Source organism: Alloalcanivorax marinus, from assembly GCF_016906305.1.
GTDB classification, from domain to species: Bacteria; Pseudomonadota; Gammaproteobacteria; order Pseudomonadales; family Alcanivoracaceae; genus Alloalcanivorax; species Alloalcanivorax marinus.
Genome location: NZ_JADDOL010000015.1, coordinates 16,356 through 33,787 on the forward strand (window position 1 = coordinate 16,356; position 17,432 = coordinate 33,787).

Sequence of the window (17,432 nt, forward strand, 5' to 3'; positions counted from 1 at the left end):
TCGGCACGCTTAGATCTGGACCTTGCGGCCTTGCTGGACTTCAGCCAGCAGGGCCTCGCGCAGGGCACTCAGATACCGATCCACATCACCCTCGTCGGCCAACCAAGCCTTATCGAACGTGACACGTAGGTTGCGAGTGTGAACGTAGTCGGCTGCCGATTCCTTGACCTGGTGAGACCGGCCCCCATTTTCCCCATCACCCTGCCTGCCCGGAGGCTGCTGGGAATCGTCTGACGGTGCTGACCTCTGATTGGCCAGCGCCACCATTTTGCCCAGCAGCTTCTGGTAACCCTCTTCTTCAAAGTACCGTGTCCGGTCCTTGATCACGGCAATCAGGTGCTCCTGCCCGATGTAATCGAACAAATCCCGGAACGGTTTGTTGAGCTCATCCTGACGCGGCTCCGGCAGGGTCTGATACTCGTCCATACTTTGCATGCGCTTCTGCATGGTCTTTAGCGACGCTTCTGCCTGAGCTCGAGTTTGCTGCACTTTCTCATCGATGCGCTCCTGCAGGCTATCCAGTTGGCCCTTGAGCTGCTGAATGCGATTCCCTTTGTAGCAGTTGGGGTCGTTCAGGATGGTGCGGATCTGATCGATCTCGTCCCCGGACACGTAGATGAAGTTGGGCTCCTGACTCTGCAGGAAGGACCGAGCCTGGTTGTAGATGTCTTTCTGTGAGCCGCCCATAAACCTGCGGATGGGATCGATGACATCCTCTTTCAGGCCCAGCAGCTGGTCTTCCTGCTTGCCCAATTCCGTCAGGTGCCAGGTGTAGGGCTTCCCGGCAACCTCTTTCAGCGTCTCCAGGGCAGGTTTCAAGGCATTGAGGAACGGGTACTGGTCGACCTGTGCTACCCGCCGATCCAGGTCGTGGTACATGTCCTGAAAGGCTTCGCCGGCCTCTTTACCCAGAGCCTTGGCTTCGCTGCTGCGGGGCGGACTGTCGAAGAAGTCTTCGTAGAATGACTTGAGGGCTCGGACCTGAGAGGCGGTGAACTCAATCTGTGGTTCCAGCACCACGTTGCCGTGGCCGTGGGTGTTACGCAGGGCGCGCTCCAGCTCGCTGTCCTCTAGGATATTCGCGTCGAGACGAACTTCCACCTTGCCACGGGCACACAGGTTGGCCAGGGTGCAGAGAATAGCGGCGTAATACCAGCCGTAGGGTTTGCGTTCGAACTTCTCCAGCAGGCTCTTGAGGGTGGTGCGGACACCGCCCCGGTTGTTGCTCTGAATGAACGCCAGCACTTCCTGCTCGGATTCAGCCAGGGTCGTGGCGTCGTTACCGAAAAGACCATCGTCTGTACGGTTGAGGCAATTGCTAACGTCATTTTCCGTGTAGGAGACGCCACGCAACATGCGGAGGTTCGGGTAAGCCCGTGAAATCAGCTCATGGAAGCCCCGAATAATACGGGTCTGGGGGTCCTCATTCGCGACCTCCACATCGGCCCCGCCAATGAGTAACTTGGACTTGCCGATGAGGGTCTGAACCTGCTGCCGGAGCCTGGCTTCACGCTCACGATTCTGGAAGCCCTTGTCATTCAGGATCCGCTTTACGGCTTCCTGCTGGGTAACGGAAATATTCTGCTTGATGTACTTCTCGGTGCGCTTGAACATGAGCAGATCGCGCACCAGGCGCTCGTCCGACGGCATGAGCACAAACAGCTCGTCCGCCTTGTAGGTTGAGGCAGTACGGAGCATTTGCTCGTTGTCGGTGTGCTCATGGAACGGGCTGATGACATTGATGGAAAGCTCGTATTCACGCCCATGCAGTCGATCATCCAGTTTGCGCGAATAGGAGTAGTCCTGCCCCTGGTTTTGGGAGGAACCGGCGTCATAGCGGATCTTGCGCTGCTTGATGACAAAGTCGAAAACGATCTTTTCCAACTCGTCCGCAACGTCCGATGATTCAACCTCTGTGTTCTTGATCTCCTGTTCGACGTCCTTTTCCTCGTCCGTCAGGTACTCGTACTGGTCGCCGTTGCGCTGTATGTAGGTCTGTTGCTCCAGAAGACTCAGGGCTTCCTCGACCTTAGTACGAAGTGCCGGCAGATCCTGATCGAAGGCATCCAGCATCAGCACGCAGAGGTTGCGCACCGTGGGCTTGAATTCCTTGACATATTTGACCAGAAACAGGGCCTTCAGCAGCCGGATGGCGAAGGCATTATCGAGGTGGTTCTCGGCCTGAATAATCGCCCGCTGTATTTGTGATTTCAGTGCGGAGCGGATGCCTTCAAACATCAGGTCAAAGGTGGCCAGCTGGCCCACCTCATGGTTGCCGATGTGGATAGCCACCTGCTGAAAAACCCCCAGCATGGAGCGCTCGCCGACGGAACTGTGTTTACCCTCGAAGGCGTTGTGCTGCGACAGGTTTTGGATCGCTGATTGAAATAGCGCGAACTGGTAGGGGACGAAGGGGTAGCTGTGGATGAAGTGGTCCCTGTCCCGGAAGTTCCGGTAGGTGGCCGATCCATCCGCGAAGTCAAAGAGGGTTTTGAAGTTATTCGCCTGTGCGTGATAAACGTCCGACAGCTGATTGACACCTTCTTCGGTCTTGGTCAGCAGGCGCTTCTGGATAACTTCCGCCACATCAGCGCTGGACAGCTTCATACGGTTATTGAAGCGCGCCTGAATTTTCGAGAAATCATTACCTTTCTTTTTACCCATTTCGCCCACAACGTCTTTCATCTCTTCCTGCGCGGTGACGATAATCCAGGCCCTGCCCCGACACTTGGTAGCGAGGCTCTCGGCAATGGTTTGCAGGTTGGTCATCAGCTTGGTGTTGTCGGCAATGTACTGGCCGACCTCGTCCACAAAGAAGTTCAGGCGGAACTCTTTGTGGCCACCCTCTTTTGCCTGCTTCTCGATATAGGCATTCACATTGTCCGCGAAGTCTTCAATCGAGACTCGGTATTCGCTGCGGTACTTGTCCAGAATGCCCGCTGCCGACTGCGGGTCGCCACCGGTCACAGCGGCGTAGGCTTGGGCAATATTCGGGCCTTCCAGAAGGGCTTGCTCCCGGCCTTTCTGCCAGGGGCGGCCGGCGATGGTCTCGTACTCGGCTTTGAATTGTTCGTACAGGCCACGGCCGTCCAGATCGCGCTCAAACTGGGCAATGTGCCCTTGTTTGCCGTAGTAGCCGCACATTTCGTCGAAGACTTTAACGAACACGGCCAGAAGCGCATCAATCTGGGTTTTGCTGATGACATCGGCTTTCTGGTCGATGTTGAACAGAATGCTCTTCGCCGGTATCGAGACAGCTCGCTTCAGGTCGCCCCGGAGAATTTCATTCTCGCTGCACTTGGGAAGGAACAGATCCAGGGTTGTAGCACCGTCCATCTCACGGTCTTCAAGCAGAAGGGCCAGCATCTTAAGCAGGTGTGACTTACCCGAGCCGAAGAAGCCGGATACCCATACCCCGTTCGCCCCTTCGTAGTTGTTATAGGCGTCCAGGAACTCTTCGAGGCGCTTCTCGACTTCGTTGGTCAGTACGTATTCTTCAATTTCGAGGCGAAGACTGGCTTCATCGTCGGCTTTGATAACGCCTTCGATGGGGCGGTCAACAGGCTTTAGAAAAATATTCTTCAATGTCATTGTACTTTCCCTTAATGATTACGCCTCGAATCGTATCGTCCGCTCAGGCTTCGTAATGAAAGATGTTGAACGCACGGTAGTACTTGTCGTCATGCAGCCTGCCGAAAAGATCCAGCGATGCGCCGGTTTCCAGCGAGTGGGTATAGGAGCCCGGGAAGAACATCACCGTTGGCTGGTCTTTGGCGGTGCTCTGTAAGTTGTTGAGCACGTTGTGGGAGCGTATGTAGGGGAAGACCTCGCCCACCCCTGAGAGAAACAGCACATCAAACTCAACGGACTGCAGTTTTGCCGCAATAGCGGGCACCAAATGGGCTTCCGGGTCCAGCACTCCCTGTAGCAGTTCCTTCAGCTGATCCTTTGAGACCGTGGGCTCGAGCTCCAACACCTGCTCCCAGATGTCTCTTTCTTTCAAAATATCGACGGCCAGGTCGTACAGATTGATACTCAGGATCCGGATGCCCGCCTGCTCCAGTCGGTTAACCAACTGCCGCTGAAGACGCTCCATTTCGAGCGCTTCTTTAGGCCGGTAGGGACAGATGAAGAAAGGCACTTCATTACCCAGTCCCTGTTTGTTCAGAAATCGCTGGCCGGAAACCACGCTGAACAGGTGCTGTAGTCGCTCCTGCATCGGCATTTTGGCAATGTCCTTTCTCAAGCTGACATCCCCCTGATATCGGATTCATAGACTGGGAAGTAGAAAAACTCGTCAGGATTGTTCTGACACAGCAACTCAACCAGCCTGGGGCTTAGCAGTATTGCGTTTATGGTTTTGTCCTTAGCTAACAACCCTGCCTCCCGCAGCATTCTGAACAGGACCTGCCGCAATTTATCGCGCGTTGAGGCGCTGGCATTATCCAGTTCGTCATGCCATTCCGATTTACGGTTATAGAAGGCATCGAAATCCTCAAAACTGAGATCCAGCTTCATCGCGACAAACCGTTCGTGTAGTACTTCCACCGCAAAGTCCGCGATAAAGCGGTAAAGGCGACACACGGAAACCCACAGGAGGTGTGCCTGGTCCTGGTGGTTTGCCTCGGCCAGGAAAGTGAGTTCGCTTTCGGTCAACGTTTTCAGGCGTGCAATCGCCTCTCTACAGGTGCGCTTTGCCGTGCTTTCCGTTCTGGCCTGTAGCAGGTTGTCATGCAGCGCTTGAGCACGCACCTCATCCCAGTCACGGAGCGACAGGTACAGCTCGGCCAGCTTCACCGATTCGCGGTGATACAGGCTGCCGGACGTGAAGGAGATGCGATACCGGCCTTGGGTCATTCGGAACGCTCACCCTTGCTCGTCTCGGCGGCGCCACCGCCCTTGACCCACTCGTCTACTTCGACTTTTTTGAACTTCCAAAACCGCCCCATGCGGTGGGCGGGCATTGCGTGCTTGTCGATCCAGCGGTACACGGTGTCATTGCTGACACCGAGGTGCTTGCCTATTTCGTCTACGGATAACCAGCGATCTTCCATCTCGGCCATGTTTTCGCTTCCTATGGGCGATGGTGTTGCCACCTTATCTGAGGCGGCACGGTCTCATGGGCGGAACAGCCCTACACTACATTGACTGATCAATATATAGAGGTACCACGCTGCATTCAACCGATTTGACCCGGATAGACCAGCAAAGAACGGCATATATAGCCACCTGAAATCTGGGCGATCCCATCAATAGCCCCACGCAATCAACACCTGCGGTGTGAGCGGCATGCCTTTTACCGCCAACAGCCCTCCTCGCTTGAGGGGCTTGCACTCCCGCTGGCAGCCTCCTTCAGTCCACCGAGGTGCTCCTCCAGATCTTTCAGGAGGCGTTCGCTTTTCCGCACGATTCGACAAAGCTCCGCCTGGTTGGCATTGAGCCTTCGCAACATCTCAAAACCGGTCTCAGTCTCCATGATGAGCGGTTGCTCCCAATCCTGGGCCCGCGTGAAGGCCGGTTTGTGATAGCGGAACCGACCTTCTTTGCGGATGTACTCACTGAACACTGATCGTCCCTCGCCGCTCTTCTGCTGGACGAAGCGATTGTAGTACCAGGACAACTCCAGCTTTCTTTTCCGGAGTCGGACGCGGCAGCCGAAGTGCCCGGGATAGCCGGGTGTCTGGTCGGTACGATGCGCGACGTTGTGGGACCAGAAGTGATCACAGAGCCGCTGCGCCAGATAGCGGTACCTCGCTTGCTCCACGTCCGCTTGCTGGTGAATCGCCGTCAGAAACTGACGGCATTGCGTTATGGCGGCTTTGATACCACGTTGGTGGTTCACATTTTGGGCTCGGCTGACCGCCTCCCACTCTTCGCAGATTTCCTGGTGGGTCATTCGTTTGCTCATGGCTGGCTCCTCGCTATGGATTTGCCAACAATCGTAAGCAACTGAGTGCTTGAAGCTGCCATGCGCTTTTGCCTTTTTCGGACGAAAAGACAGAGTTGGAGGCAGACTCCTTCCTTCAAGCCATGGGACCTTTCCAATTCCTGTCCACGTAACTACCTGATTTGGGACTTTGCCGCTGCGCTCCCACACTCCATGAAATAGCTCGCATGGGCTGAAGGGTCCGCGTTCCATTATTTATTTGGGACCCTGGCTTACCACCTCAGTGACAACACCGGTATACAGTGGCGTTACTTCCTCGGGGTACTTACAAGGGGCTTGGAAGAGACCTTTTGGAGCACCGGTGTGATGCAGGCACGTCCCGTGAAATAACAGGGTCTCGAAATGAGCCTTTAGGAGGCTGTCTTGATCACGCACATTGCTGACTTTCACATGTGAAAGTCAGCCCGCATTACCGCTCCATGAAATGATGCTGTGACGATGACAGGTACCGGCGGCTGTTCATATTTCAACCAGAATTTCTTAAAAAACCGTCGATATTTATGATGACGAGCCCCAGGCATATGAAAATTTTCCTTATATTCAAAGGCTTATGAATTTTTCCCTCTTGCGCCCAAAATGGCCAATTACAGAGTTCTGCCCCAGGTCCTCGATTACTCACAATTACTCCTGACATGACACAACGCATCAGGAGTACCGAATGAAACGCCAGTATTACAGCGAGACCAACGAGCGCTTGCTCACCTACGAAGAAGTTTGCGCCGTCACTCAGCTTTCCCAAGCCACACTGCGACGTTATGTCCAGTCGGGGCGCTTTCCTGCTCCCATAAAGCCCAACCCCAGTGGCCGAGCCGTCAGGTTCCGGATCCAGGATGTTAGAAACTGGCTGGATCGGTTGTGACGGAGGGGCAAATGAAATTTCAATTGAGAGACTCTGGCCTGTACTGCTTCAGCTCTGATGAATGGCAAAGAGTTGGTGGATGGATTGAGGTTATTGCCAGAACCCGACTCTCCAACAAGAAGCACGGTCACGGTGCGCTGCTGCAGTGGAAAAATATGGACAACGTCCTGCTCCGCGAGGTGGTTTACGCGCGTAACCTGAACGGTGATAACGCCCGGCAGATAAGAGAGCTGTTGGTGGACACCGGCTATCCGCTCGAACCCGGCAATGTCAGTTGGGCACGATTACAACGGTACTTGCTTGAGGAGATGGCAAAGGCGCCGCCGGCCACAACCGTCGACCGTACCGGTTGGCATGGCCCGGTGTTCGCGACGAGCAGCTGGACGGCAGGTCAGGCGGATGAGCAGCACCACTTTGTCGGGCAGCTATCGACCTCACCGTTGCTCCAGGAAAGCGGGTCTCTTCAAGATTGGCAGAATCAAGTGGGGAAGCTCTGTGACGGCAACCCGCTGGCGATCCTCAGCGTCGGGGTAGCGCTCGCGGCACCCCTGCTAAAGCATGCGGAGCTTGAAAATGGGGCCTTTCACTTGGTTGGTAATAGCTCCACGGGGAAAACGACGTTGCTGCAGGTGGCCGCGAGTGTTTGTGGAGCTCCAACGTTCGTGAGGAACTGGGTAGCGACAGCCAATGGCTTGGCAGCCGTCGCTGCTGAGCACAACGACATGTTGTTAGCGTTGGACGAAATTGGCCTGGCTCGTCCGGAAGATGTGGATGTGGCGACGTATCATATAATGACTGGCGCCAGTAAGCTGCGTGCGAATATATCAGGGGACCTTGCTGCACAAACGCACTGGCGAATGCTAGCGTTAAGTACCGGTGAGGTATGGCTGTCGGAAGTGTTTCAGGAAATAGGGAAGTCGGTTAAAGCCGGCCAGGAGAACCGACTTGTCGAGATCCCGATTTTTGGAAAATTTGGAGCCTTTGATGATTTGCACGGATCCAAAAGTGCCCAAGAGTTCGTGGACGCGTTGAAAAGCCGCACCAGGCACTACCACGGCACACTGTTCCGGCATTGGCTCGAGCGTCTTACAGAAGATGTGGATGACTTGCCCGACTACATCCAGAGTGAGGTTGCCCGGTTGACGGAGCAGTGGAAGACCCCTCATATGGCCTCGCAAGTTGTCCGGGTGATCAGACGGTTCGCACTTATCACCGCTGCACTGTGCCTGGCCTGTCGGAACTATCTCCTTCCTTGGACGGAAGCGGAGTCGGTTCGAGCAGTACACCAAGTAGTTGGAGCTTGGCTTCGGAGCCGGGGTCACATCTTCAATTCGGAGGAGCACCGCATTTTGGCTCGCCTTCGCGATGCCATTTACAAATGGAATCACCGTCTCGTTGACATAGAACGGGGCGATTACGGAAGAGCAATTGGTCTGCGACGTAAAGTGGCCGGTGAGACGCAGTGGCTGATACCCAAAAATACTCTTATCAAGGAGCTTGGCCTTCGTAGTCGATACACTCGGGAAATTGAGCCGCTTATCCAGAGAGATTTCATGGAAACCAATGAGCAGAGCCGTGGCACCATGAAAATCAAGCTGCGGGATCGATCGGAGCGCTTTTTCGCCCTGTGGCCTGATCGGATCAGGGCCTATTGGGATTCGTTACCGGACGGAGATGGGTTGTCCCAGTTTCCCACTTTTCCCAGTGAAGTTTCGGAGGTGGTGGAGAATGAGCGATAAAACCTTCAGTCCACCTTCGGAAGAGATGCGTACCAAACTACTCGCTCGTTCGGGACAGTGTGAGCGGCTGGTCCGGGAGTCGGACCGTCGAGCGATTACGGGTGTCAGTCGGACGCAGTGGTGGACTTTGGAAAGAAAGCGAGTGGCTCCGGCACGGCTCAAGTTGGGCTGCAACTCGGTGGCGTGGCGGCTATCGGATCTGTTGGCCTGGATCGAGCAACAAGGGGCCTGATCTGGCCCCTTTACTCTCCAGAGCTGACTTCACCTCTCACGATGGGCGCCAGCCACTCGCAGAGCGCCTCGTGAGCCTCTTTTCGTTCTTCAAAATACGCATGCTTGTTATAGACCCGGTCCGTCCGGTTGCCGGGTAGCTGATTCAGACAGCGCTGAGCCAGATTGTCATCAAAGCCGAGTTTCCCCAGCTTGGTTCTGGCCGTACCCCGTAGATCGTGGACGCGGCGCTTGTCGAATGAGAAGAGTTTTTTCTCAAAGAGCTTCTTGAGCGCATGGTTCAGCGTGTTTTCACACACATGCGGAGTCCGTGCCTTTTTACTGATCCTGCGAGCTGGAAACACCCAATCACTACCGCAGGAACGTACCTTCAGCTCATTCAGCCATTCCACGGCGGGCTCTGCCAGAGGGATATCGATGGCCCTTCTCTTTTTGGTCCTTTCCTCGGGCAGGTACCAGATACGGCTCTCCAGATCGAATTCCGACCAAGGCGCTGCCAGAAGCTCCATTTTTCTCGTACAGGTCGCAATCAACAAAGCACAGGCCAGGTAGTTTTCACGGCTGAACTGCGCCGGAATCACCCGGAGTTTGCTGAAGAACTCGGTGACTTCATCTTCATTCATTGGGTAGTTGGCGGCCTTCTCCTCCCCGCCGGCGTCCCTGGGACGGAATGGCGAGGCCGGATTGAACCTGGTGACGTCCAGTTTGATGCCATGATCAAACAGATTCCTCAACAGACGCATCAAGTCATTTGAGAGGGTCGGGCGGGGCTTATTGTCGTCATAGCCATTGGCCACGTCGCGCAGGATTTCACTGATATCCACTGGCCGGATCTTTTCCAGCTCCACCTTCCCGATGCGCCAGGCGACCTCACGCTCGTACAGGCTCTTCTCTTTATGGTGAGACGCGATTTCTCGTTTGCGAAGCTCGTAGTAGTCCGCGTACAGGTCATTGAGCGTTTTGAAGGGGTTTTGGTTGACCTTCTGCCGCTCCTGAACCGGGTCAGCCCCCTCACGTTTGATCGCCAACCTCAGCTTCGCCGCCTCATCACGGGCGTCGGCCAATGACCAGTCGTCCACCTTGCCGATGGTGTATTCGCGCCGGAGCTTGGTAGCTGGGGTGGTATAGCGCAGCATCCAGTAGGCATCTCCGCGCTTCGGGGTCATGAGGTAGAGACCATTGCCATCGGCATGCCGCACGGATGGCTTCTCTTTGATCAGTTTCTTGACGGTCTTGTCGTATAGCTTGCCCACTTTCCTGCCTTAAAAAATTGGGGAGTACAATCTCGCCGACATAATATAGCGAGAAAATACTCCCCAATCTACTACCCATCACTACCCAAACTTGGCAGAACTTACACGAACACTATGAGCGTCGAAATTACATAACTATTTGATTTATAATGCAATCAAGAACAACGTCGAACACCCAAGAACATCATTCAATGTTCTGCACCTGCTCGCGCATCTGCTCGATCAGCACCTTCAGTTCCACCGCGGCGGCGGTGGTTTCCGCGTCCACGGATTTGGAGGCCAGGGTGTTGGCTTCCCGGTTCAGTTCCTGCATCAGGAAGTCCAGGCGCCGGCCCACCGGGCCGCCCTTGGTGACCACCCGGCGCACCTCGGCCACGTGGGTCACCAGGCGGTCCAGTTCCTCGTCCACATCCATCTTCTGGGCGGCCAGCACCAGTTCCTGTTCCAGGCGGTCCGGGTCGGGGCTGTCCACCGCGTCCTGGACGCGCTGTTTGAGGCGCTCGCGCAGGGCGTCACGGATCGCCGGCAGCGCCTGACGGACCCGCTCCACTTCCTGTTCCACCCGGTCCAGGCGGTCGAGGATCATCTTGCCCAGTTGTTCGCCTTCCCGTTCGCGGGTTTCCAGCAGGGCGTCCAGGGCCTGGTCGAGCAGTTCCAGGGCGGCGGCCTCCAGGGCGTCGCCGTCGATCTGGCGGGCGCTGAGCACGCCGGGGAACTGCAGCACTTCCAGGGGGTTCACCTGACCGGCGTGCAGCACCAGGTCGCCGACCCGGCGGGCGGCCTCGGAGAGGCGCTTGACCAGGGGCTCGTTGAGTTCCAGCTCGGCGTCGGTGGCGTCGGGCTGGTAGCGCAGGGTGATATCGACCTTGCCGCGGCCGAGGCGCTGGCGGCAGCGTTCCCGGGTGGCGTTCTCCAGGCCGCGCAGGGCGTCGGGCAGCCGTGGCATCAGTTCCAGGTAGCGGTGGTTCACCGAGCGGAGTTCCCAGGCCAGTTCGGCGCCCTGGAGGTGGCGGTCGGCGCGGGCAAAGGCGGTCATGCTACGGATCATGGGGTTCCCCGTGGTCTGGTTGCGGATGGGTGGGTCGGGTGCAATGGAGGTCGGCTGAGCCCGACAGTGTACCGGTTCACACCGTCGCTGACATGGCCCGTCACGGTGGCCCGGCCGGCGCGCCGGCGGTGGCGCCTCGCACAGGGTGGCGGGGGTTCGCTACAATGGTGGTCTTTTCATCCATCAAGGAGTTTTCATGCGCCCTTCCGGCCGACAGCCTGACCAGATGCGCGAAGTGTCCTTCGTGCGCGATTTCACCATGCACGCCGAAGGTTCGGTGCTGGTGACCTTCGGTAACACCAAGGTGCTGTGCACCGCGTCCGTGGAGGACGGTGTGCCGCGCTTCCTGAAAGGCAAGGGTCAGGGCTGGATCACCGCCGAGTACGGCATGTTGCCCCGGGCCACCCACACCCGGTCCGGCCGGGAGGCGGCGCGCGGCAAGCAGGGCGGGCGCACCCTGGAGATTCAGCGCCTGATCGGCCGTTCGCTGCGCGCGGCGGTGGATCTCAAGAAGCTGGGCGAGAACACCATTTTCCTGGATTGCGACGTGCTGCAGGCCGACGGCGGCACCCGCACGGCGGCCATTTCCGGGGCCTGCGTGGCGCTGGTGGATGCCTTCACCACGCTGCTGGAGCGCAAACGCATCAAGGAAGACCCGCTCAACGGGCTGATCGCCTCCGTGTCGGTGGGCCTGTACAAGGGCGAGCCGGTGCTGGATCTGGATTATGATGAAGATTCCAACGCCGACACGGACATGAACGTGGTGATGACCCAGCATGGCGGTTTCGTGGAAATCCAGGGCACCGCCGAGGGCGATGAGCCGTTCACCCGGCAGCAGTCCGATACCCTGCTGGGGCTGGCCGAGAAGGGCATCGCCGAGATCGTTCAGAAGCAACAGGCCGTGCTCGGCTGGTGAGCCGGGGGGAGACACCCATGAAGAACTACAAGAAGCACTTTCTGCGCTTCGCCGAGGAGCGTCAGGCACTGAAGTTCGGTGAGTTCACGCTCAAGTCGGGGCGCATCAGCCCCTACTTCTTCAATGCCGGCACTTTCTACACCGGCGAGGCGCTGGCGCGCCTGGGCCGCTACTACGCCGACGCCATCGTCGAGTCCGGCATCGAATTCGACATGCTGTTCGGCCCCGCCTACAAGGGCATCCCGCTGGTGGCGGCGGTGTCCGTGGCGCTGGCGGAACACCATGGCCGGGACCTGCCCTGGGCCTTTAACCGCAAGGAGGCCAAGGACCATGGCGAGGGCGGCTGGCTGGTGGGCGCGCCCCTGCGGGGCCGGGCCCTGGTGATCGACGACGTGATCACCGCCGGCACCGCCATCCGCGAGGTGGCGGGCCTGTTCGAGAAGACCGAGGCCAGCATCGCCGGGGTGTTCGTGGCGGTGGACCGCCAGGAGCGCGGGCGCGGCGAGCTGTCCGCCATCCAGGAGGTGCAGGACACCCTGGGCGTGCCGGTGCGCAGCATCGTCAGCATGACCGACATCATCGGCTGGCTGGAGGAGCAGGCCGACCGCGAGGCGGACCGGGCGGCCATGCAGGCCTACCGGGACGAATACGGAGTGGCCGGCGCGTGAAACGGGCGGCGGTGCTGTGGCTGCTGCCGGTGCTGTGGTGGCCGGCCCTGTCGCCGGCGGCGCCGGCCCGTCCGGACCCGGAGGCCGGCACGGTGATGTACCGCCACACCACCCCGGACGGCAACATCGCCATCAGCGCCACCCTCAGCCAGCAGGCGATCTTCGCCGGTTACCAGGTGCTCGACCACAACGGTCGGGTGCTCAAGGAGGTGGCGCCGGCGCCGCCGGAGGCACAGGCGCGCCGGCGTCAGGAGTTGGCGCAGCGGCAACAGGCGGAGCGCCAGGCCCGGCAGGACGAGGAATTGCGGCGTCTGTACGCCGGCCCGGAGGACGCGGTGCGCGCCCGCGAGCGGCAGGTGGATGCCCTGGAGCTGAAAATCGGCTACGCCCGCAACACCCTGGTGCAGCTGGAAAACAAGCGCGACGAGGAAATCCGTAACGCGGCGCGGGCGGAACGGGCCGGCCGCGATGTGCCGGACGGCACCCGCGAGGCCATCGAGCGCTACAATCGCCAGATCGCCGACACCCGCGAGGAGATGGCCGCCCACCACCAGGACATCGAGGCGGTGCGCGCCCAGTACGAGCCGATCATCGAGCGGCTGCGCCAGTTGGAAGCCGGCGGCCGCTCATCCCCCACTCCGTAGGAACGCCGTTCGGCCGCTCCCGCGGAAAAACGGGGTTATTCCCGGAACACGGTGGGCGCCAGCAGCGCCCATTGCTCCGGCCAGTCCTGGCCCGGGCGAATGCGAAAGCCGGACCGCACGAACTGGGCGATGCGCCCTTCCACCACCGCCATCAGCAGGTTGGCGGTCACCGTGGGCGTGGCCCGGGTGCGTTTGTCTTCCTTGAACTCGGCGTCGCGCACCACCTGTTTGATCTGGCTCTCCACCCGGTCGTAGAACTGCTGGATGCGGCGGTGCAGCCGCTCGTTCTCGCCGGTCAGGGCGTCGCCGGTGAGCAGCCGGGTGATGCCCGGATTGCGCTCGGTGAAGCCCAGGATCAGGGTCAGGATCTGCTCCACCTGCATCAGCGCGTGGCCTTCGCCGGTGATGCGGTTGATGCGCGAGAAGATCGCGTCCTCGATGAAGTCGATCAATCCCTCGAACATCTTCGCCTTGCTGGGAAAATGCCGATACAGGGCGGCTTCCGATACCCCCACTTCCCGCGCCAGCCCGGCGGTGGTGATGCGCCCGCCGGGCTCGGCCTCCAGCATGTGTGCCAGGGCCTGCAGGATTTGCTCCTTTCTGGATGGTTTGTTCTCGGTCATGCGGTGCTTCCCTTTTCCCCCCGGGTGGCAATCGCGGCTGAAGCCGCTCCTACAAAACGGTTCGCGCCCTCGTAGGAGCGGCTTCAGCCGCGATTCCGTCGTGTCCCGATTCAATGTTTGCTGATCAGCGTCCCCACGCCTTTGTCGGTCAGGATCTCCAGCAGCACCGCGTGGGCCACGCGGCCGTCGATAATGTGCGAGGTGCGCACGCCGTTCTCCACCGCCTCCAGGGCACAGCGGATCTTCGGCAGCATGCCGCCGTGGATGGTGCCGTCCTTGATCAGGGCATTGACCCGCTCGGCGGTGAGGCCGGTGAGTACCTGCCCTTCCTTGTCCTTGAGCCCGGCCACGTTGGTGAGCAGGATCAGTTTTTCGGCGCGCAGGACCTCGGCCACCTTGCCGGCCACCAGGTCGGCGTTGATGTTGTAGCTGACGCCCTGGTCGTCCACGCCGATGGGCGCGATCACCGGGATGAAGTCACTACCGCCGAGGAGGTCCAGCACCTTGGTGTCGATGCCGCGTACTTCGCCCACATGGCCGATGTCGATGATCTCGGAGGTGTTCAGTTCCGGGTTGTCGGCGTCCAGGTTCTTGAGCAGCATCTTGCTGGCCCGGATCAGCCGGCCGTCCTTGCCGGTCAGGCCCACCGCCTGCCCGCCGTTGTGCTGGATCAGGTTGACGATGTCCTTGTTGACCAGGCCGCCCAGCACCATCTGCACCACGTCCATGGTTTCCTGGTCGGTGACGCGCATGCCCTGCACGAACTTGCTTTCCTTGCCGAGCCGGGCCAGCAGATCGCCGATCTGCGGGCCGCCGCCGTGCACGATCACCGGATTGATGCCCACCTGCTTCATCATCACCACGTCGCGGGCGAAGCTGTTTTTCAGCTCGTCGTTTTCCATGGCGTTGCCGCCGTACTTGATCACTACGGTGGTGCCGGAGAAGCGCTGAATATAGGGCAGCGCTTCAATCAGAACGCGGGCGGTTTCCTGGGCGCTCTTGGTGTCCATGTGGTTACTCCAACCATCCAATCAAAAAGGCAGTTCCAGGGCGGCGAAGGCCCGGGCACTGTCGCCGCTCTGCAACGACAGAATCTCCAGCAGCCGGGCGGCGGCATAGAACCCGTCGTCGAACCCGAACCAGCGATCGGCGAAGCATATATGCCCGTCGCCGTCGCCGGCCAGCGGTGCCCCGCTTTCCCGCAGCCGCGCCTTCAGTGCCGTGATGCCGGCCTCCGGCGCGATCACCGGCCGGCCGCCCAATTGGCGTACCGGCGTCGAGAGGGCACCGCCGCATTCTACGTCGAACAGCACGTCGCTGCCCGGATTCCGGCTCAGCACATCCCGGGCCAGCAGCAATAGTACCCGGCGCGGGTCCACGGTGGTGCCGTCCGCGGCCACCACCGTCAGGCGGGTGCCGTCGGCGTTCCAGGCCAGCCCCAGGTCCGCGCCGGCCGCGGGCACCGCCGCCGCCAGCCCGGCGTCGTCCGCCCGCTGTACCGTGCAGCCCAGTTCCTGGAACAGCGCCTCGGCGCCCGGGTCCGGCGCTTCGATCACCACCTTCATGGGGCGCGCCAGCACGATGTCGTCGCCCAGGTCGCGCCAATAGCGCGGCGCCGGGTCGCGGGTTTCCCGTTCGCCGTGGCCCTGGTCCAGGCGGCCTTCGCGCAGGCGCTGGCCGAGGGCGGAGAGGGCGTCGCCGGTCAGGGTGGCGCCTTCCAGCCGCACTTCCAGGGTGGGGCCGTCGGTGTTGCCGCCCAGGTACAGGCCGCTCTGCGACTCCAGCACCTCGGTGGCGTAGTACAGCACGGGGCGGGGGGCGACGCCCAGGTCCAGAATCGGCCGGCCGCTGGCCAGCAGGCCCGCCGCCAGGGCCTCGTACAGAGCCTCGTACAGGAGGGCATCGCCGGGCCCATCCGGGTGGTACGGTGCCCGGGCCAGAAACAGCGCGGGCTGGCCCACGGCCCCGGCCTCGGTGCCGATGGCCCGGCCCAGGTGGCGCAGGGCCTCGGCGTCCAGTCCCGGGCCGCCCAGATGGTCGGCGCGGAACAGGTCTTCGTCGAGCTCAGGGCCCGGCGGGGGAGCCGGCCGGGCCGGCACGCTGGCCGGGGGCGGGTCGGGCCGTTTCGCCCTGGTCGGTGTGGTCGGCGTGGCGCTGGGTTTGCCGGCGGGCGCCGCCGGCGGTGGCGCGCGGCGGCGTCGCAGCACCAGCGCCAGGGCCGTGCCCAACAGAATCAATGCGGCGACGCCGCCCGCCGGCAGCAGCAGGGCGGCCCAGGCCGGCATCGCGGGGGGCACCGCCACGGTCAGGCGGAACGGGCCGCTTTGCGCGCGCGAGCGGGGGGCCGATTCGCCGGCATCGGCGCCGTGCCGGAGCACGGTCAGGCCATCCTGTTCCAGGGTCAGGGTGGCGCCGGCGGGGAGTTGGCGGGCGCTGTCGGCGAGCCAGCGGTCCAGGGCGTGTTCCAGAATCAGTGCGCCACCGGGCCCGGCGCGGGCCAGCAGCAGGGCCGGTTGGGTGCCGCCCCGGGATGACAGGGTGGTGTCGCCCTGCTCCGCCAACTGACGCAGCAGGTCCTGCAACACATAGGAAAGACCCGGGTCCAGGGCGGCGGCGGTGGGCACCAGCAGCAGGCGGCGGCCCTGGTCGTCCGGGCCGTCCTCGACCAGGCGGTCGCCGGCGAGGGCATCACGGGCCCGGGGGGTGCGCGCCTGCTCGTCCAGGTGACGCCGGTCCCGTGCGATCAGGCCGCCCAGCGACGCCGCCCGCTCCTTTACCTGGACGCTGGCGGCGTCGGCCGCCTGCTGCTGGGCCCGCAGCTGAAGATAATGGTCCAGCCCCCCGGCGGCGGCACCGACCAACAGCGCCGCGACCAACAGCAGCGGCGCCGGCCCGCTGAACGGGTTCTTGCTGTGCGCCATGCTCCCCCCTTTTATTTGTTTCTTCGCGGCCGGGCGGCGTTCCGCTGAAGCCGCGATGGGCGCTCCCCAGCGCCCGGTACTCGCTTATTGCCGGCCGCTGTGGCCGAAGCCGCCCTCGCCCCGTTCGGTGTCGGTAAAAGCGTCCACCCGACGCAGGGCCACCTGCATCACCGGCACCACCACCAGCTGGGCGATGCGCTCGCCGGGCTCCACGGTGAAGGTGTCCCGTCCCCGATTCCAGCAGGACACCATCAGCTGACCCTGGTAGTCGGAGTCGATCAGGCCGACCAGGTTGCCCAGCACGATGCCGTGCTTATGGCCCAGCCCGGAGCGCGGCAGAATCAGCCCGGCGTAAGCCGGGTCGGCGATGTGAATCGCCAGGCCGGTGGGCAGCAGGGTGGTGTCGCCGGGCGCCAGGGTCAGCGGAGCGTCCACCATGGCGCGCAGGTCGAGACCGGCGGAACCGGTGGTGGCGTATTCGGGCAGCGGAAAATCCCGGCCCAGGCGCGGGTCGAGCAGGCGGTATTGCAGTTCCACGGTGTCGGGGCACTCCGGTTCAAAGGGCGGGGCCGGCGGCGCCGGC

Annotated in this window: 17 protein-coding genes; 6 read left to right on the forward strand and 11 right to left on the reverse strand. The window is 61.0% G+C overall.

Annotated elements, in window-relative coordinates; translation table 11 throughout:
• Positions 1-9 precede the first annotated feature (9 nt).
• The 5 genes from brxC to mobI form a co-directional block, all read right to left on the reverse strand.
• The gene (brxC, locus tag IM760_RS12910; RefSeq protein ID WP_204429962.1) at positions 10-3,591 is read right to left on the reverse strand and encodes a BREX system P-loop protein BrxC; all 3,582 of its coding nucleotides are present in this window, start codon (positions 3,589-3,591) and stop codon (positions 10-12) included.
• Positions 3,592-3,634: 43 nt separating this feature from the next.
• The gene (locus IM760_RS12915; protein ID WP_239549817.1) at positions 3,635-4,246 is read right to left on the reverse strand and encodes a DUF1788 domain-containing protein; all 612 of its coding nucleotides are present in this window, start codon (positions 4,244-4,246) and stop codon (positions 3,635-3,637) included.
• Positions 4,243-4,857 carry a DUF1819 family protein gene (locus tag IM760_RS12920; protein ID WP_204429964.1) on the reverse strand — a complete coding sequence of 205 codons (615 nt, stop codon included), beginning with the start codon at positions 4,855-4,857 and terminating at the stop codon, positions 4,243-4,245. Before IM760_RS12920 ends, IM760_RS12915 begins: the two co-directional genes overlap by 4 nt.
• Complete coding sequence (locus IM760_RS12925; RefSeq protein WP_008174223.1) at positions 4,854-5,063, reverse strand: helix-turn-helix domain-containing protein; 210 nt, start codon at positions 5,061-5,063, stop codon at positions 4,854-4,856. The genes IM760_RS12920 and IM760_RS12925 overlap by 4 nt, the downstream gene beginning before the upstream one ends.
• Before the next feature lie 233 nt (positions 5,064-5,296).
• The gene (mobI, locus tag IM760_RS12930; protein ID WP_239549818.1) at positions 5,297-5,908 is read right to left on the reverse strand and encodes a conjugative transfer protein MobI(A/C); all 612 of its coding nucleotides are present in this window, start codon (positions 5,906-5,908) and stop codon (positions 5,297-5,299) included.
• 697 nt (positions 5,909-6,605) lie between these two features.
• Between mobI and IM760_RS12935 the strand changes: the two genes are divergently transcribed.
• Genes IM760_RS12935 through IM760_RS12945 form a run of 3 tightly spaced genes read left to right on the forward strand, consistent with a single transcriptional unit; the run spans position 6,606 to position 8,777 of the window.
• Positions 6,606-6,806 carry a helix-turn-helix transcriptional regulator gene (locus IM760_RS12935; protein ID WP_204429968.1) on the forward strand — a complete coding sequence of 67 codons (201 nt, stop codon included), beginning with the start codon at positions 6,606-6,608 and terminating at the stop codon, positions 6,804-6,806.
• A gap of 11 nt (positions 6,807-6,817) precedes the next feature.
• The gene (locus tag IM760_RS12940) at positions 6,818-8,545 is read left to right on the forward strand and encodes a DUF927 domain-containing protein (RefSeq protein WP_204429970.1); all 1,728 of its coding nucleotides are present in this window, start codon (positions 6,818-6,820) and stop codon (positions 8,543-8,545) included.
• 25 nt (positions 8,546-8,570) lie between these two features.
• On the forward strand, positions 8,571-8,777 hold the full coding sequence (locus tag IM760_RS12945) for a helix-turn-helix transcriptional regulator (RefSeq protein WP_239549824.1): 207 nt from the start codon (positions 8,571-8,573) through the stop codon (positions 8,775-8,777).
• Positions 8,778-8,787: 10 nt separating this feature from the next.
• Here IM760_RS12945 and IM760_RS19095 read toward each other — a convergent pair whose 3' ends face one another.
• Complete coding sequence (locus IM760_RS19095; RefSeq protein ID WP_204429973.1) at positions 8,788-10,029, reverse strand: integrase arm-type DNA-binding domain-containing protein; 1,242 nt, start codon at positions 10,027-10,029, stop codon at positions 8,788-8,790.
• A 184-nt stretch (positions 10,030-10,213) separates the two neighbouring features.
• The gene (locus IM760_RS12955) at positions 10,214-11,077 is read right to left on the reverse strand and encodes a YicC/YloC family endoribonuclease (RefSeq protein WP_204429974.1); all 864 of its coding nucleotides are present in this window, start codon (positions 11,075-11,077) and stop codon (positions 10,214-10,216) included.
• A gap of 196 nt (positions 11,078-11,273) precedes the next feature.
• On the opposite strand from IM760_RS12955, the gene rph reads away from it, so the two are divergent.
• The 3 genes from rph to IM760_RS12970 are packed head-to-tail and all read left to right on the forward strand — an operon-like array spanning position 11,274 to position 13,305.
• Positions 11,274-11,993 carry a ribonuclease PH gene (gene rph / locus IM760_RS12960; protein ID WP_204429975.1) on the forward strand — a complete coding sequence of 240 codons (720 nt, stop codon included), beginning with the start codon at positions 11,274-11,276 and terminating at the stop codon, positions 11,991-11,993.
• A 17-nt stretch (positions 11,994-12,010) separates the two neighbouring features.
• Complete coding sequence (pyrE, locus tag IM760_RS12965; protein WP_204429976.1) at positions 12,011-12,661, forward strand: orotate phosphoribosyltransferase; 651 nt, start codon at positions 12,011-12,013, stop codon at positions 12,659-12,661.
• Positions 12,658-13,305 (forward strand): hypothetical protein, encoded by a 648-nt coding sequence (locus IM760_RS12970; RefSeq protein ID WP_204429977.1) that lies wholly within the window; start codon positions 12,658-12,660, stop codon positions 13,303-13,305. Before pyrE ends, IM760_RS12970 begins: the two co-directional genes overlap by 4 nt.
• A gap of 35 nt (positions 13,306-13,340) precedes the next feature.
• Here IM760_RS12970 and slmA read toward each other — a convergent pair whose 3' ends face one another.
• The 4 genes from slmA to dut all read right to left on the reverse strand — a co-directional run bounded on the left by slmA (position 13,341) and on the right by dut (position 17,386).
• The gene (gene slmA / locus IM760_RS12975; protein WP_204429979.1) at positions 13,341-13,928 is read right to left on the reverse strand and encodes a nucleoid occlusion factor SlmA; all 588 of its coding nucleotides are present in this window, start codon (positions 13,926-13,928) and stop codon (positions 13,341-13,343) included.
• Positions 13,929-14,038: 110 nt separating this feature from the next.
• Positions 14,039-14,938 carry an acetylglutamate kinase gene (gene argB, locus IM760_RS12980; RefSeq protein WP_204429980.1) on the reverse strand — a complete coding sequence of 300 codons (900 nt, stop codon included), beginning with the start codon at positions 14,936-14,938 and terminating at the stop codon, positions 14,039-14,041.
• Between the two features lie 21 nt (positions 14,939-14,959).
• Entirely contained in the window at positions 14,960-16,849 is a 1,890-nt protein-coding gene (locus IM760_RS12985; protein WP_204429981.1) for a phosphohexomutase domain-containing protein, read from the reverse strand.
• An 84-nt stretch (positions 16,850-16,933) separates the two neighbouring features.
• Positions 16,934-17,386 (reverse strand): dUTP diphosphatase, encoded by a 453-nt coding sequence (dut, locus tag IM760_RS12990; protein WP_204429983.1) that lies wholly within the window; start codon positions 17,384-17,386, stop codon positions 16,934-16,936.
• Positions 17,387-17,432: the final 46 nt, after the last annotated feature.

Bases quoted from the DNA above. Each gene is read 5' to 3' on its own strand.
- IM760_RS12920 (WP_204429964.1), bottom strand. From the start codon at position 4,857: ATGACCCAAGGCCGGTATCGCATCTCCTTCACGTCCGGCAGCCTGTAT.
- pyrE (WP_204429976.1), top strand. From the start codon at position 12,011: ATGAAGAACTACAAGAAGCACTTTCTGCGCTTCGCCGAGGAGCGTCAG.
- IM760_RS12935 (WP_204429968.1), top strand. From the start codon at position 6,606: ATGAAACGCCAGTATTACAGCGAGACCAACGAGCGCTTGCTCACCTAC.
- IM760_RS12925 (WP_008174223.1), bottom strand. From the start codon at position 5,063: ATGGCCGAGATGGAAGATCGCTGGTTATCCGTAGACGAAATAGGCAAG.
- slmA (WP_204429979.1), bottom strand. From the start codon at position 13,928: ATGACCGAGAACAAACCATCCAGAAAGGAGCAAATCCTGCAGGCCCTG.
- IM760_RS12985 (WP_204429981.1), bottom strand. From the start codon at position 16,849: ATGGCGCACAGCAAGAACCCGTTCAGCGGGCCGGCGCCGCTGCTGTTG.
- brxC (WP_204429962.1), bottom strand. From the start codon at position 3,591: ATGACATTGAAGAATATTTTTCTAAAGCCTGTTGACCGCCCCATCGAA.
- mobI (WP_239549818.1), bottom strand. From the start codon at position 5,908: ATGAGCAAACGAATGACCCACCAGGAAATCTGCGAAGAGTGGGAGGCG.
- rph (WP_204429975.1), top strand. From the start codon at position 11,274: ATGCGCCCTTCCGGCCGACAGCCTGACCAGATGCGCGAAGTGTCCTTC.
- IM760_RS12940 (WP_204429970.1), top strand. From the start codon at position 6,818: ATGAAATTTCAATTGAGAGACTCTGGCCTGTACTGCTTCAGCTCTGAT.
- IM760_RS12955 (WP_204429974.1), bottom strand. From the start codon at position 11,077: ATGATCCGTAGCATGACCGCCTTTGCCCGCGCCGACCGCCACCTCCAG.
- IM760_RS12945 (WP_239549824.1), top strand. From the start codon at position 8,571: ATGCGTACCAAACTACTCGCTCGTTCGGGACAGTGTGAGCGGCTGGTC.
- argB (WP_204429980.1), bottom strand. From the start codon at position 14,938: ATGGACACCAAGAGCGCCCAGGAAACCGCCCGCGTTCTGATTGAAGCG.